Raw genomic sequence first — 14293 nt, 5'->3', positions numbered from 1 at the left:
TCTCTTGGTCAAGGGCGGAACAGGACGGCTTCGAGGGCGTGATTAGAAATTCCGGAATAGGAGGGGTCAGAAACACCTATTCGGCATTTGTTGGGCTATTACCGACTGACGGATAGCGGGGTATAGCAGTACGTACAAATATATATTAGACATAGCATCGCTTTTCTATAATCTGTAGAACCCTCCTTGTGATGACCGACGATAGGCTCGGACGTTCGGTGCAAGGGGTTTCACGACGGAAGTTCATCGGTGCCGCCGGGGCAGTCGGCGCAGCCGCGATCGCCGGCTGTACCGAAGAGACCAGTGACAGCGACGGGCTCTCCGGCAGCATCGATATCTCGGGTTCGAGTACCGTCTTCCCGTTAATGGAGGCGATGACCGAGGAGTTCAGGGAGGAACACCCCGATATCGAAAACCCCGACGACGTCAAAATCGATATGACCCGGGACGGGTCGGGCGGCGGCTTCGCGGATAAGTTCTGTCCCGGTGAGTCGGATTTCAACAACGCCAGCCGACAGATCAAACCCGAAGAGGAGGATCATTGCGAGGAAAACGACGTCGAGTGGATCGAACTGGTCGCCGCGACGGACGCGCTGACTGTCGTCATCAACAACGACAACGACTGGGCGACCGAGATGACCGTCGAGGAGATCGCCCAGATCTGGGAGGCCGACGCCGCCGAAACCTGGAGCGACGTCAACGCCGACTGGCCCGACGAACCGATCGACCGATACGGTGCCGACGACACCAGCGGAACCTACGACTACTTCATCGAGAACGTCATGGGCGAAGAACGGGGGCATACGGACGACTACCAGGCGACGGAGCAGGACAACAACATCGTCCAAGGTGTCCAGGGTAACGAGTACGCGATCGGCTACTTCGGGTTTTCGTACTACTATCAGAACCCCGATTCGGTGACGGCAGTCGCGGTCGACAACGGCGACGGTCCCGTCGAACCGAGCCTCGAGACCGCCGCCTCCGGCGACTATCAGCCGCTGTCACGGTCGCTGTACACCTATCCCTCGACGTCGTCGCTCGAGAAGGAACACGTCGCCGCGTTCGCGCGCTTTTTCGTCGAACACACGACCGACGAGCAACTCGTCGCCGAGGACGTCGGCTACGTCCCCCTCAACGAGGAGCAACAGGCCGAACAGCTGGACAAACTCGAGGAAGTGATCGGCGAGGAAGACGAGTAATCGAGACAATGACTCGGGGTATTGCCACCAATCGTGAATACGAGTTCGCTGGGAACCGTCGCTGTTTCCACGGCCGGTTCGTCACGGGGATGGGGAGCCACGGGCCGACGAACGGACGGAGGTCCCCCAGCGGTGATCGACCGTGAGTGATCCGTCGGCAACGCCGGACCTCCAGCGGTCCCGCGGCATCGACGTGCTCAAGGAGCGGTCTTACGGGGGGTTTTTCGTCGCCTGTGCGCTGATCACCGTCCTCACGACGATCGCGATCTTCCTGACGCTGCTTTCGGATGCGACCGCGTTCTTTTCGGCGTATCCGATCAGCGATTTCCTTTTCGGGACCACGTGGAGTCCGAACCCGCGTGGCCAACACGGATACGTGTTCGGTATCCTCCCGCTGGTGATCGGGATGTTCACCGTGACGGCCATGGCGGCGCTCGTTGCGCTTCCAATCGGAACGCTGACGGCGATTTACCTCTCGGAGTACGCCAGCCCGCGCGTCCGGTCGATCCTCAAACCGATGCTGGAGATCCTCGCCGGGATCCCGACGGTCGTCTACGGCTACTTCGCACTCGTATACGTGACGCCGGCACTGCAGGCGACGCTGTTTCCCTCTCTGAAGACGTTCAACGCGCTTTCGGCGTCGCTGATGATCGGAATCATGATCATTCCGATGGTCTCGTCGATCAGCGAAGACGCCATGAGCGCGGTCCCGGACGAACTCCGTCAGGCCGGCTACGGGCTCGGAGCCACCAAGTACGAGGTGTCGACCCAGGTCGTCCTGCCGGCGGCGCTGTCGGGGATCGTCTCCTCGTACATTCTGGCGATTTCACGCGCGATCGGCGAGACCATGATCCTCGCCGTTGCGATGGGGTCGCAGGCTACCTTTCCGCCGGTCCATCGAGGGGTCGCGGGCGTCCCGTACATCCATCCGGGTGATGTCCTCCTCGAGCCGGGCATGACCATCACCACCGCGATGGTCAACATCGCCGGCGGTGACCTCACCGGCGGATCGTTGCCCTACGACTCGATGTTCGCGCTCGGACTCGTGCTGTTTGTCGCTACGTTCATCCTGAACGTCATCAGCGATCTGATCGCCGAACGATACAGGGAGGTATACTGAGATGGCTATCGAACACGATCAACGGACGCCCGAGCTCGGGCAGGTGAGCCGGTTCAAAGGCATCGTCTTCGAATATCTGGCGCTCGGCGCGTCGGTCGTCGGCATCCTCACGCTTGCGGTACTGTTGAGCTACGTCTCCATCGACGCGTTCGACCTTACCAACGCGAGCCTCGAGTGGATGGCGACCTACTATGTGACGCTGATACTGCCGTACATCGGCTTCTGTCTCTACAGTGCAAGCGACCGTGCGGTGACCGAACGGGTCGTCCTTGCGCTCGGTGGCGGCGCAGTAGTCACGCCGGTTGCGATCACGGGGTTCGAGGCACTGGTACGACCGATCTCGCGGCTCAACTGGCAGCTTGCGTACCTTTTTGCCGTCGTGATCCCCGTCGTGGGCTACGCAACGTACGTCGGCAGCCAGCGCCCGATCGGCCGGACCGGCTTCGGACTTGTCGGCCGGCTCGTCGGCGGCGCGGCGCTTGGAATCGGCCTGAGCCTCGTCTTCGTCGTCTTCGATCAGTACCTGTGGCTGCTGGCGTACACGTTCGGGTTGCTGCCGGCGGCCGGCGTCTACGGCTACGGTCACCGGCGCGAATCGCGGCCAGCAGCGCTGTCTGCGCCTCTCATCGCCGCGGTCGGTATCGGTGTCGCGGGTTACGTCCGCGGAGTGGTCGACGTCTATCCGGCGACGTGGCTGATCTTTCTCTGGACGCTCGCCGTCCCGACGTCGGCGGCCATCGCTGCGGTCGTTTCCCGCCGGAACGGGGTTCGGACCGGCGTCGCCGTCGGCATCACGACCCTCGCGCTGGCTGCCGGTGGCAGTTTCGCGGCCGGACTCGCCGGCTTCCCGCGGGCGAACGCACTGCTCGTGCTCCTTACGACCGCCGTCCCGGCGGTGGCGTTCATCAGGCGGGCTCTCGGGACCGAGACGGGGAAAGCGGGGCTTCTCCTGCCGGTGATCCTCGTCGGCGGCGTTCTCGCCGGTGTCGTCCTCGTCCGAACGCTCGGTCTGGTCGGCCCGAACCCGTGGCTCGACCTGTCGTTCGTGACGAGTAGCGCGTCGCGGACGCCCCGTGAAACGGGGATGTATCCGGCGATCGTGGGATCGGTCATGCTGCTCGCGTTCGTCGCGGTACTCTCGTTTGCGCTCGGTGTCGGCTCCGCGATCTGTCTCGAGGAGTACGCCCGGAACGGCGGCGTGATCGGTTCGATCGCACGCCTGATCCAGATCAACGTCGCGAACCTCGCGGCAGTTCCGTCGGTCGTCTACGGCCTGCTCGGACTCGGCCTGTTCGCCAATCTGCTCGGACTCGGCCTGGGGACGGTAGTCACCGCGTCGCTGACCCTGTCGCTTCTGGTCCTCCCGATGACGATCATCTCGTCACAGGAGGCGATCCGGTCCGTTCCCGACGATCTCCGCAACGGTTCCTATGCGATGGGCGCGACCAGGTGGCAGACCATCCGAAACGTCGTGCTTCCCGAAGCGTTTCCGAGCATCCTGACCGGGACCATCCTCGCACTCGGCCGAGCGATCGGCGAAACAGCGCCGCTGATCATGATCCGTGCCGCCACGCTTACGTACACCCCGCCGAACGGCGTCTGGGACACGGTAAGTGCCATGCCGATGCAGATCTATGCCTGGTCGGGCGACGCGATCGGTGCCTTCCGCTACGGCGTCCTCGCCGCCGGGGTGGTCACCCTCTTGCTCGTCCTGATCGGAATGAACGCGACCGCGATCGTCCTCCGGCACAGGTACCAACGTCAGGCGTGACCACATGAACACTGAGCCGATTACGATCGATGGCCGAGTGGATTCGCGACCGGACTGCTGTCGGACTGGATCCCCGGCCCCACTGGCTCGGTCGACACCGCCATCGCGGCCCCGTTTGGTCCCGTTCCCGAAATGACACCCTCTACAGCAATCAAAAACCCATGACTCGAACCGAATACCAGCACCGACTCGAGCAGCTTCGGACGGACGTCGTCGAGATGAGCGACCTCGTCTGTGAACGGCTCCGGCGGGCGCTCGAGGCCTACGAGGCCAAAGACGACGCCCTCGCTGCCGATGTCATCGTCGGCGATCACGAGGTCAACGACCGGTACCTCGAACTCGAACGGGACTGTCTGGAGCTGCTCGCGCTCCAGCAACCCGTCGCCGGCGACCTCCGCGTTATCGCCGCCTCGTTCAAGATCATCACCGACCTCGAGCGAATCGGCGATCTCGCGGTCAACCTCGGCGAGTACACCCAGCGGGCCGAGCGAAACCGCTATCCCGACATCGACATCACGTACATCGGCGAGCGAACGGTCGAGATGGTCGAGACGGCCACGCGGGCCTACGCGGACGGCGACGCGGCGGCGGCGCGGGAGATCGCCGTCACCGACGACGAGATCGATACGCTGTGTGAGAACGCGAGCGCGGTCGTCGTCCGGGACCTCCTCGAGGCCGATCTCGGAGCCGGCGGCCAACCGCTGCTCGACGACGTCTCCCGGATGCTGCTTACGCTTCGCGATATCGAGCGGATCGGCGACCACGCGGTAAACGTCGCCGCGCGAACGGTGTACATGGTCGAAACCGACGACGAACTGATCTACTGACGGAACTCATCGGAGCGACGACACTCGAGAACCGTCACACACGATATCGAGGTACCACCATGAACCAGTACACGACGATCGGATTCGTCTGCGTGCAAAACGCCGGGCGAAGTCAAATGGCGGCAGCGTTCGCCGAACAAGAACGGGCGATACGGGGCCTCGAAGGCGTCGAAATCCGTACTGGTGGGACCGATCCGGCCGAACGGGTTCACGATGTCGTCGTTGCGGTCATGAACGACGACGGAATCGATCTCACGGATCGCACCCCGCGGGAGATCACGCCGGACGAACTCGCGGCCTGTGACGTCGTGGTCACGATGGGCTGTTCGGCCGACGGCGTCTGTCCGGTGACATGGCGCGGCGACGCGCGTGACTGGGACCTCTCCGATCCCCACGACGCCTCGATCGGGACGGTCCGCGAGATCCGCGACGAGATTCGACGGCGAGTGACGGCGCTGTTCGACGAACTCGAGGCGGGAGAACCGTGTTGACGGCGGTGATCCTCGAGGGCGTGACGGTCGCGGTCGCCGATACGATCGTCGGATGAAAACGGCGGTAGCTCGCAACCTTTATCAAGCGCACGGCGGAACCTACTCCTAAGATTACTCACCGTCTTATGGTAGGAAATGGACAACCGGAGGTGAACATCGGGCTCGTCGGTCACGTCGACCACGGCAAGACGACGCTGGTGCAAGCCCTCAGTGGCTCGTGGACGGACCAGCACAGCGAGGAGATGAAACGCGGTATCTCCATCAGACTCGGCTACGCCGACGCGACGTTCCGCCACTGCGACGGCGTGGACGAACCCGAGTGTTACACCGTCGAACAGGAGTGTCCGGACGGCTCGACGAGCGAGCCGCTTCGGACCGTTTCGTTCGTCGACGCCCCTGGTCACGAGACCCTGATGGCGACGATGCTCTCGGGCGCGTCGCTGATGGACGGGGCCGTGCTGGTCGTCAGCGCCAACGAACCCGTCCCCCAGCCCCAGACCGAGGAGCACCTGATGGCGCTCGACATCATCGGCATCGACAACATCGTCATCGCCCAGAACAAAGTCGACCTCGTCGATTCCGAGCAAGCCCGGAACAACTACGAACAGATTCAGGAGTTCGTCGAGGGAACCGTCGCCGAAGACGCCCCCGTCGTTCCGATCTCCGCGGGCCAGGAGGTCAACCTCGATCTGCTGATTCAGGCGATCGAGGAGGAGATCCCCACGCCCGACCGCGACCCGGCTGCCGACCCGCGGATGCACGTCGCCCGCAGCTTCGACATCAACAAGCCCGGGACGACTGCGACGGATCTGGCCGGCGGCGTCCTCGGTGGCAGCCTCGTTCAGGGCGAACTCGAGGTCGGCGACGAGATCGAGATCCGCCCCGGCCGCGAGGTCGAGGAGGGCGGCCAGACCGAGTACGTTCCGATCGAGACGACGATCCGCTCGCTGCAGGCCGGCGGCGAAACTGTCGACACGGTCACGCCGGGCGGGCTGCTCGGGGTCGGTACCGGACTCGATCCGTCGCTGACGAAAGGCGACGCGCTGGCGGGTCGGATGGCCGGCCCGCCGGGTACGTTGCCGCCGACGTGGGACGGGTTCACCATGGACGTCGACCTGCTCGATCGCGTCGTCGGGACCGACGGCGGCGAGGTCGAGGAGATCAGTACCGGCGAGCCCCTGATGATGACCGTCGGAACCGCGACGACCGTCGGCGCGGTAACGAGCGCGCGCGAAGGCGAGTGCGAGGTCAACCTCAAACGCCCCGTCGCCGCCGAACCCGGCGCGAAGATCGCGATCAACCGCCGGATCGGTGCGCGCTGGCGGCTGATCGGGCTCGGAACGCTACAGGAGTAACGCGACGAGGACGAGACAGGAGAACCGAGCATGAGTACACGGGTCGCCCTCGATACGAGCGCGCTGATGATGCCGGTCGAACTCGACGTCCGGCTGTTCGACGAACTCGATCGACTCCTCGAGTCGTTCGAGCCGACGACCCCCCAGGCGGTCGTCGAGGAACTCCGGCGACTGTCCGAGAAGGGGGGCCGGGAGGGAACGGCCGCGACCGTCGGTCACGACCTGGCGACCGAACGCTGTCTCGTCGTCGACACCGAGGCGTCCTACGCCGACGACGCCTTGGTCGAACTCGCCCGCGAGGGGGCGGTCGATTACGTCGTCACCAACGACCGACCGCTGCGTGACCGGGTACTCGAGGCGAACAGACCGGTAATTGCATTACGCGGGAGAAACAAGTTAGCGATCACTCAACCATAGATGTACAAACGGGTTAGACTGAAGGACACGGTGGAGGTACCGCCGGAGGAGCTCGGCGACGTGTCGCCGGAGCTCGTCAAGCGACTGTTGCAGGACAAGCTCGAGGGACGAATGGATGAGGAGGTCGGCAGCGTCGTCTCCGTCACCGAAGTACACGACATCGGTGAGGGGACGGTCCTGCCGAACCGGCCGGGCGTCTACTACGAGGCCGACTTCGACGCCGTCACGTTCGATCCACAGATGCAGGAAGTCGTCGACGGCACCGTCGTCGAGGTCGTCGAGTTCGGGGCGTTCGTCGGGATCGGCCCGGTCGACGGGCTGTTGCACGTCTCACAGATCAGCGACGAGTACCTCGCCTTCGACGCCGAGAACCAGCAACTCGCATCCAACGAATCGAACCGCACGCTCGGCGTCGACGACGCCGTCCGGGCCCGCATCGTCACCAAGAGCATCGACGAGCGCAACCCACGGGACTCGAAGATCGGACTCACGGCCAAACAGCCCGGGCTCGGCAAACACGGCTGGCTCGAGGAAGAACACGAGAAACGCGAAGCGACAGCGACCGAAGGTGAATAACGATGGCATCCGACCGTCTCGTCTGTCGTGAGTGTCACCGCGTCAACGATCCGGACAACGAAACCTGCGACGCCTGTAACTCCTCGTCGCTCACCGAGGACTGGGCGGGCTACGTCGTCATCGCCCACCCGGAGGACAGCCGGATCGCAAGCGAAATGCAGGTCACCGAACCGGGCGCGTACGCGCTGAAAGTCCGGTAAGGGAGCCGTGGCACGCGACGACGATCGAGAACCGGAGACGACCGCCCGCGACGAGCAGCTACTGGTCCTTCCCGACGAGCTTCGACACGAACTCAAGGAGCCGATGGGACCGATCGAAACCGACGCCGACCGGCTCCTGGAAGCGGTCGGCGGCCCGCTGATCGCCGTCGGCGATGTCGTCACCTACCACCTCCTGCAGGCGGGTCGCCCGCCGGACGTCGCGTTCGTCGACGAACGAACCAAACGCGAGACAGTCGACGAGGAGATCCGGGAGGCCGTCGCCGACGAAGTGACCATCGAAGCCGTCAATCCGCCCGCCGAAATCTCCGCGGACGTCGTCCGGGCGCTGCTCGAGGGGCTGGCCCGCGAGGAGCCGACGACGATCCTCGTCGACGGCGAGGAGGACCTGCTCGCGTTGCCGGCGATCGCCGTCGCCCCGGCGGGAGCGAGCGTCGTCTACGGACAGCCGGACGAGGGGATGGTCCACGTCCGCGTTACCGACGAGCATCGCGCCGAGATGCGCGCCCTGCTCGAGCGGTTCGAGGGCGATCTCGATCGATTCTGGGCATTGCTCGAGGGTGGCGGCGAGGACGTCTGACGTCGTCACCGATCCAAGAGCGGGATTTACGACGATGTGGGGGTTCTCGGTATCGCCATCCTACTATATTTCCACCACAAAATGATTATTATAGGTCATGCCGTAGGTGGGAGTATGTCATCGTCAACGCTCTCGTCAGTCGGCGCGAAGTGGAATCCGGTCGTCCTTCGGGTAGCGCTCGGAATCGTGCTCGTCGTCGCCGGCGTCGGGAAGCTGTTCGCCGTTGGACCGAAAGCGATGGGGATCGGCGGGCTTACCGGAGTCCTTGCTTCACAGGGCGTTCCGGCACCGACGCTCGTTGCGTGGCTCGTTGCGGCGGGTGAGACGGCCGGCGGCGTGTCGCTTCTCCTCGGAGTGTTCACCCGATATGCGGCGGCGGTGGCCGCGGTAATCATGTTCTCGGCGACGGTACTCGTCCACTTGCCAAACGGGTTCGTCGTCGCGGATGGCGGCTTCGAGTACACGATGGTCCTGTTTCTGGTCGCGGTTTCGCTCGTCCTGAGCGGCCCCGGCGCGCTCTCGGTCGAACGAGCAGTGTTCGACGACGAACTGTTCGTCCCGATCGACACCGACAACGGATACCGACGCTCGTAATGCCAGGTAGACGGTCACTGCGGACACGGCGAACCGCCGCGTCTCACCGGTGTAACTCGATCCCACGAACGGCTGCCGTCTCACAGCGGACCCGGTCACGAAGCGAGCCGGAATCGACGAACGGTGACAACAGCGAATGGATTCGAGCCACCGTTCGACAGGATATTTATCGCCAGCCGTGAACGTGACGAACATGTACGATTTCGTCGTCGTCGGCGTCGGCCCTTCCGGAGCGCGGTTCTCGAGACGGGCCGCCGAGAAGGGCTACGACGTCCTCGCCGTGGAGCAGGGCACGATCGGCACGCCGCTTGCCTGCTCGGGTCACGTGAGTACCGACATCTGGCAGTACACCGGTTGCGAGGCTCGTGAGGACCTGTTCCAGAACGAGGTGTACGGCGCGCGGTTCCACGTCGGCGGTCCCCACAGCAAATCGTACCCCTTCTACAAGCGCGAGGTCGCCTCGAACGTCATCGACCGCGTCGGACTGGATCGCCACCTCGCCGCCCTCGCGCGGGAGGCGGGCGCGGAGATCCGCGAGGAACACACCGTTACGGATGTCCGCGAACATCGGGACCGCGTCGAGGTCGTCGCCAGCGGCCCGGACGGGGTCGTCGAGTTCGAGGCGAAGATGCTCGCCGGCTGTGACGGGCCGCGATCGCGGGTCAGGGACGAACTCGGGCTCCCACAGCCCGGCGAACTGCTCCACGGGGTCCTCGCGTTTTCCGACGAGGAGGATCATCAGGACTTCGTCGACGTTCACCTGACCGCACCGACGTTTTTCGCCTGGCGGATTCCCCGCGGCGAGGCCGGCGTCGAGTACGGCCTCGCGGCACCGCCGGGCGTTCAGGTCACGAAACACTTCGAGGAGTTGATCGACGGCTACGAGATCGACGTCTCCCACCGGTGTTCCGGGGCGATTCCGGTCGGGCCGCCCGATCGAGTGACGTCCCGTCGGGCGTTCCTGATCGGCGACGCGGCCTCGCAGACCAAGCCGTTCACCGGCGGCGGCATCCTCTATGGCATGACCTGTGCCGACCACGCTGCCCGCGAGATCGACCCCGACCGGCCGACGACGCTCGCGGCCTACGAGCGCGCCTGGCGGGACGATCTGGCACGCGAGATGGAACTGGGCCACTGGCTCCGGCGGGCCTATTCGCTCCCCGAGCCGGTCCAGCACGTCGGTCTCGGCGCGCTGTCCGGCGAGATCGGCGTCCACATGGACCGGCCGACGTCGCTGTTTTCCACCGACCACTTCAAGGCGTTGCTGTCGCGGCTCTGAGCGAACGGCTTCGTCGGCCACGCCGGAGCGTCGCTCCCTGCCCATTGCGGATCGACCGACGAGCGTGAACGACAGATCGAAGGGGACGCTCCCGGAACCACCCGTGGATGACAGGACGGCAGACGGCCGCCGTCGAGTTCGTCGCCGGGACGCTCGAGCGGCTGGGTATCATCGACGCCGAGCGGTTCCGTCCGACCGCCGCGCTGGCGTGGCCCCGAGTCGTCACCGGGTTCGCGATCATGTCGAAACAGACGGCCGACCTCGCGATGGTCGGCGTCGCGGTCGGAACCGCGGGAACGACGGGACTCGCGTTCGCGCTCGCCTACTGGGAGGTCGTGACGATGGTCGGGCTCGGCCTCGCGGGCGGCACCGTCAGCCTCGTCTCGCAGAACTACGGCGGCGAGGCCACCGACCGTGCATCGCTGGTCGTGACCCAGAGCGTGCTTCTCGCGATCGGGCTCTCGACCCCGATGATGGCCGCGTTTCTCTTGGGTTCCGAACGGTTGATCGGCCTGCTCGGGGCCGGGTCGGCGTCGCTCGAGTACGGCAGTACCTATCTCGTCTTCGTCGCCCCGGCGATCTGCTTCGAACTGTGTAACCTCATCGCCAGCCGGACGTACACGGGTGTGGGCGATACGTTCACCGAGATGGTCGCCCGCGCCGGCGGCGCGGTGCTTAACATCGCCCTCAACGCGGTCCTCATCTTCGGGTTCGGCCTGGGCGTCGCCGGTGCCGCGATCGGATCGACCGTTTCGGCGGGCTTCGTGTCCCTCGTGTTGGCGTGGGGAATGACGGGCCGATCGTACGGGTTCCTCGGGATGGAGCCGAGTCCCGTCCCGATCTCCCGCTCGCAGTCGTGGCTCGAGCCGACGATGATCCGGCAGTTGGTCGAAATCGCCACGCCGGAGATCGGCCGCCGACTCGCACAGGGGATCGTCGTCTTCCCCCTGCTCTGGATCGCCGCGTCGTTCGGACCGGTGGTAGTCACGGCGCTTGAGGTCGGCCGGCGAGTACGCAGCCTGATCAACAGCGTCAACTGGGGGCTGTCGCTCGCCGCGAGCTCGCTCGTCGGTCAGGCGCTCGGCGCGGGCGACGCGGACGAGGCGGGTGCCTACGGAGCGGCGATCATCCGGCTGTCGACGGTACTTTACGTCGGGCTGGCCGCCCTGATCGTCGTCTTCGCGACTCCGATCGCCGACGTGTTCGTCACCAGCCCGGACGCGCTTGCGCGAACGACCACGTTCGTCGGCGTCAGCGCGGTCAGCGCGATCGGCTTCGGTATCGACGGTGCCGCCGCCGGCGCGCTTCTGGGGGCCGGCGACACCCGCCTGCCGTTCGTCGCCTCGTTGCTCGGCCGATACGGGTTCGCACTCCCGGCGGCCGCGCTCGGGCTGGTCACGCCGCTGGGGATCGGCGGCCTCTATCTCGCGGTCTTGCTCGAGACGTTCGTTCCGGGCGGGTGTAACTACTGGCTCTTCCGGCGTGGCCGCTGGAGAGCCGTGAGCCGGCGCTATCGGACCGCCGGGTGAGGGAACCCACCGGCACCCCGGCCGAACCGACCCCGTCACGACCGTTCGCCGGTATCCTCTCCGATATGTGACAACCACAGCACATTTAATACCCGTAGTGAGGACGTTTGGAACGTGCCACCGGAATACATACCGACCGACATGATGGACCGGGAGTCGCGTTCGAACCGCTACTACCGCAACGCGGTCGAGCGCCACTGGGACCCCGGCGAGATCGATCTCGAGGCCGACGTCGAGAACCTGCTCGAGTACATCGAGGGAGCCACGAGCTACGACCGCGGGGACTGGGACCGGACGCTGAACGGCATCGCGAAGTTCGGAGCCGGCGAGGACGCGGTTACCGAAGACCTCGCCCCGCTGGCGACGGTTCTCGAGGACATCGACGATCAGCTCTTTCTGACGACTCAGCTGTACGAGGAGGCCAAACACGCCGACTTCTTCGATCGCTACTGGCGCGAGGTGATCTGGACGGTCGAGGACGAACTCGGCTGGGAGCGGTCGAACCCCCGCGCCGACAGGTGGTTCAACGATCCCTACGTCGAACTGTTCGACCGCAACAGAGCGGCCCAGTATCGGCTGCTCGAGGAAGACACGCCGGAAAACCGCGCGAAGGCGTACTGCCACTACCATCTCACCGTCGAAGGAATCCTCGCCCAGACGGGCTACTACGGGATGCAGACGTCCTACGGCGGGGAGTTCGAGGATCTGCCGCATCTCCCGGGACTCGTCGAAGGATTCACGAAGATCCGAAGCGACGAAGGCAGGCACGTCGGATTCGGCATGAACCAGCTCAAGAAACTCGTACGAGACGGCGTCGATCCGCAACTCGTCGAGGAGACGGTCAGCGAACTCCTCCCGCTCGTCCAGGGTATCACCGAGGACGAGCGGTTCCAACCCGACGACGCCGACGACCAGCCCGGCCTCGACGACGGCGAACTGGCCGCCTACGCCGTCGAGAAACACACCGACCGGATGCAACAGATTACGGACGCGACGGCCGACGTTCCCGATGTCGACGAGTTGGTGCAACTTGACGGCGACGACTGAGGGCACCGTGTGACCGTGCTGGCCGCGCTCACTCGAACAGATCGACGTGTCGCTGTGCGAGGTTGGTGTACTCGCCCGACGAGAACGACTCGAAGATCGCGTCGGCGTCGATGCCCGTCTCCTCGAGCGGCGTGATCTCGGCGGGGACCCCCCGGACGAACGACTCGGACGGGATATCGTACTCGTCGGGGATGACCGTTCCAGCGGCGACGACGCTTCTCGAGCCGATCGTTACGTCCGTGTTCAGCGTGGCGTTGAAGCCGACCAGCGCCTGCTCCTCGACCGTCGCCTCGTTGAGGACGGCCCCGTGACCAACCATCACCCGATCCCCGATGGCCGAGGCGTGCACGGTCGCGTTGTCGCCGACGTGGGCTTGCTGTCCGACGTGGACGGGACCGATGTCACCGCGGAGGACGACCCCCGGCCAGACGCTCGCGTCCGCCGCGACCGCCACGTCGCCGACGAGCACCGCTTCCCGGCTCACCGCCGCTTCCTCGTGAATCGATGGGGTCGCGTCCTCGAACTCGTAGGTTCGGCTGTCGACCATACGGAACCCGACCACGATCACGACTATAAGCGTTCGTCGCCCACTGCCCGGCAGTCCTCGGCACCGACGCTATGTCGCTTGAGGCCCTGCCGTTGCTATGCTCGTCCTCGGCGACGCCCATGCGTCCGACCCGGATCGCCGCGACACGCTCCTCGAGATTTACTGGGCGCTGGAGCCGGAGTGCGTGCTTCAGGTCGGCGATCTCGAGCAGTACGACCTCCCGGCACCGACGTGGTTCGTCGCGGGCAACAACGAGGACTTCGACGTGATCGAGGCGCTTCGGGCGGGCGAGGAGCCGGCCGGCACGAACAACGTTCACCTGCTGGCGAGCACGGCCACGACGGTCGAGGGCCTTCGCGTCGCCGGCCTCTCGGGCAATTACGTCCCGACGAAGTACGACCTGTCGCGGCCGGAACTCGAGGGCGACCGGCGTCGTCACTTCACCCGCGAGGACGTCGACCGCGCCGCCGAACTGACCGACGTCGATGTCCTCCTGACTCACGATGCACCGCCCGGCCTCCTGTGGTACGGGTACGACCCCGGAACCGAACACGTGGCCGACCTGCTCGAGGCGATGTCGCCGCGGCTCTGTCTGGTTGGCCACCACCACGGCCACCGCGAGGCCGAGATCGCCGATACCCGTGTCGTGAGTCTCGCTCCCGTCTGGGAACGGTATTACACGCTCGATCCCGACACGCTGACGCTCGAGTCCCATGCACACGACCTCGGCTCGAGCGCGCACG

16 protein-coding genes are annotated in these 14293 nt (G+C 65.2%); 15 read left to right on the top strand and 1 reads right to left on the bottom strand.

The features are described from left to right. Nucleotides 1-191: 191 nt before the first annotated feature. From TX80_RS04660 to TX80_RS04595, 14 genes are all read left to right on the top strand, one after another. Nucleotides 192-1199 (top strand): PstS family phosphate ABC transporter substrate-binding protein, encoded by a 1008-nt coding sequence (locus TX80_RS04660; protein WP_049921779.1) that lies wholly within the window; start codon nt 192-194, stop codon nt 1197-1199. 142 nt (nt 1200-1341) lie between these two features. Continuing rightward, nucleotides 1342-2319: a phosphate ABC transporter permease subunit PstC gene (gene pstC / locus TX80_RS04655; protein ID WP_049921778.1), complete on the top strand. Its 978-nt coding sequence runs from the start codon at nt 1342-1344 to the stop codon at nt 2317-2319. 1 nt (nt 2320) lies between these two features. After that, nucleotides 2321-4090, top strand: a complete 1770-nt coding sequence (gene pstA, locus TX80_RS04650) for a phosphate ABC transporter permease PstA (protein WP_049921777.1) — start codon at nt 2321-2323, stop codon at nt 4088-4090. 161 nt (nt 4091-4251) lie between these two features. Then, complete coding sequence (gene phoU, locus TX80_RS04645) at nt 4252-4917, top strand: phosphate signaling complex protein PhoU (protein ID WP_049921776.1); 666 nt, start codon at nt 4252-4254, stop codon at nt 4915-4917. Nucleotides 4918-4976: 59 nt separating this feature from the next. After that, on the top strand, nt 4977-5408 hold the full coding sequence (locus TX80_RS04640; RefSeq protein WP_049921774.1) for an arsenate-mycothiol transferase ArsC: 432 nt from the start codon (nt 4977-4979) through the stop codon (nt 5406-5408). Nucleotides 5409-5533: 125 nt separating this feature from the next. Next, nucleotides 5534-6763, top strand: coding sequence for a translation initiation factor IF-2 subunit gamma (locus tag TX80_RS04635; RefSeq protein WP_049921773.1), 1230 nt, complete (start codon nt 5534-5536; stop codon nt 6761-6763). 30 nt (nt 6764-6793) lie between these two features. Continuing rightward, nucleotides 6794-7180, top strand: a complete 387-nt coding sequence (locus TX80_RS04630) for a PIN domain-containing protein (RefSeq protein WP_049921771.1) — start codon at nt 6794-6796, stop codon at nt 7178-7180. Next, a complete protein-coding gene (locus TX80_RS04625) occupies nt 7181-7756 on the top strand; it encodes a DNA-directed RNA polymerase (RefSeq protein ID WP_049921769.1) in 576 nt (191 codons plus the stop codon). Nucleotides 7757-7758: 2 nt separating this feature from the next. Continuing rightward, complete coding sequence (gene spt4 / locus TX80_RS04620) at nt 7759-7956, top strand: transcription elongation factor subunit Spt4 (RefSeq protein ID WP_049921768.1); 198 nt, start codon at nt 7759-7761, stop codon at nt 7954-7956. A 7-nt stretch (nt 7957-7963) separates the two neighbouring features. Beyond that, entirely contained in the window at nt 7964-8554 is a 591-nt protein-coding gene (locus TX80_RS04615; protein WP_049921767.1) for a GTP-dependent dephospho-CoA kinase family protein, read from the top strand. Between the two features lie 114 nt (nt 8555-8668). Continuing rightward, nucleotides 8669-9148: a DoxX family protein gene (locus tag TX80_RS04610; protein ID WP_049921765.1), complete on the top strand. Its 480-nt coding sequence runs from the start codon at nt 8669-8671 to the stop codon at nt 9146-9148. A gap of 193 nt (nt 9149-9341) precedes the next feature. Continuing rightward, nucleotides 9342-10427 (top strand): geranylgeranyl reductase family protein, encoded by a 1086-nt coding sequence (locus TX80_RS04605; protein ID WP_049921763.1) that lies wholly within the window; start codon nt 9342-9344, stop codon nt 10425-10427. 107 nt (nt 10428-10534) lie between these two features. Next, nucleotides 10535-11956 (top strand): MATE family efflux transporter, encoded by a 1422-nt coding sequence (locus TX80_RS04600; RefSeq protein WP_049921761.1) that lies wholly within the window; start codon nt 10535-10537, stop codon nt 11954-11956. A 114-nt stretch (nt 11957-12070) separates the two neighbouring features. Beyond that, nucleotides 12071-13003 carry a ribonucleoside-diphosphate reductase gene (locus tag TX80_RS04595; RefSeq protein WP_195893033.1) on the top strand — a complete coding sequence of 311 codons (933 nt, stop codon included), beginning with the start codon at nt 12071-12073 and terminating at the stop codon, nt 13001-13003. Nucleotides 13004-13031: 28 nt separating this feature from the next. On the opposite strand, the gene TX80_RS04590 is transcribed toward TX80_RS04595, so the two are convergent. Next, complete coding sequence (locus TX80_RS04590) at nt 13032-13550, bottom strand: gamma carbonic anhydrase family protein (RefSeq protein ID WP_049921759.1); 519 nt, start codon at nt 13548-13550, stop codon at nt 13032-13034. Nucleotides 13551-13647: 97 nt separating this feature from the next. On the opposite strand from TX80_RS04590, the gene TX80_RS04585 reads away from it, so the two are divergent. After that, nucleotides 13648-14293: metallophosphoesterase family protein (locus TX80_RS04585; RefSeq protein WP_081661439.1), on the top strand; the 646-nt coding region annotated here is incomplete at its 3' end.

Origin of the sequence: Halopiger djelfimassiliensis, assembly GCF_000455365.1 — an archaeon.
In the GTDB taxonomy this organism is placed as follows: domain Archaea; phylum Halobacteriota; class Halobacteria; order Halobacteriales; family Natrialbaceae; genus Halopiger_B; species Halopiger_B djelfimassiliensis.
Note: the sequence above shows the minus strand (reverse complement) of the source record. Positions and strands in the feature narration are given on the sequence as shown.

Bases quoted from the DNA above. Each gene is read 5' to 3' on its own strand.
- TX80_RS04660 (WP_049921779.1), top strand. From the start codon at position 192: ATGACCGACGATAGGCTCGGACGTTCGGTGCAAGGGGTTTCACGACGG.
- pstA (WP_049921777.1), top strand. From the start codon at position 2,321: ATGGCTATCGAACACGATCAACGGACGCCCGAGCTCGGGCAGGTGAGC.
- phoU (WP_049921776.1), top strand. From the start codon at position 4,252: ATGACTCGAACCGAATACCAGCACCGACTCGAGCAGCTTCGGACGGAC.
- TX80_RS04640 (WP_049921774.1), top strand. From the start codon at position 4,977: ATGAACCAGTACACGACGATCGGATTCGTCTGCGTGCAAAACGCCGGG.
- TX80_RS04635 (WP_049921773.1), top strand. From the start codon at position 5,534: ATGGTAGGAAATGGACAACCGGAGGTGAACATCGGGCTCGTCGGTCAC.
- TX80_RS04630 (WP_049921771.1), top strand. From the start codon at position 6,794: ATGAGTACACGGGTCGCCCTCGATACGAGCGCGCTGATGATGCCGGTC.
- TX80_RS04625 (WP_049921769.1), top strand. From the start codon at position 7,181: ATGTACAAACGGGTTAGACTGAAGGACACGGTGGAGGTACCGCCGGAG.
- spt4 (WP_049921768.1), top strand. From the start codon at position 7,759: ATGGCATCCGACCGTCTCGTCTGTCGTGAGTGTCACCGCGTCAACGAT.
- TX80_RS04610 (WP_049921765.1), top strand. From the start codon at position 8,669: ATGTCATCGTCAACGCTCTCGTCAGTCGGCGCGAAGTGGAATCCGGTC.
- TX80_RS04605 (WP_049921763.1), top strand. From the start codon at position 9,342: ATGTACGATTTCGTCGTCGTCGGCGTCGGCCCTTCCGGAGCGCGGTTC.
- TX80_RS04600 (WP_049921761.1), top strand. From the start codon at position 10,535: ATGACAGGACGGCAGACGGCCGCCGTCGAGTTCGTCGCCGGGACGCTC.
- TX80_RS04590 (WP_049921759.1), bottom strand. From the start codon at position 13,550: ATGGTCGACAGCCGAACCTACGAGTTCGAGGACGCGACCCCATCGATT.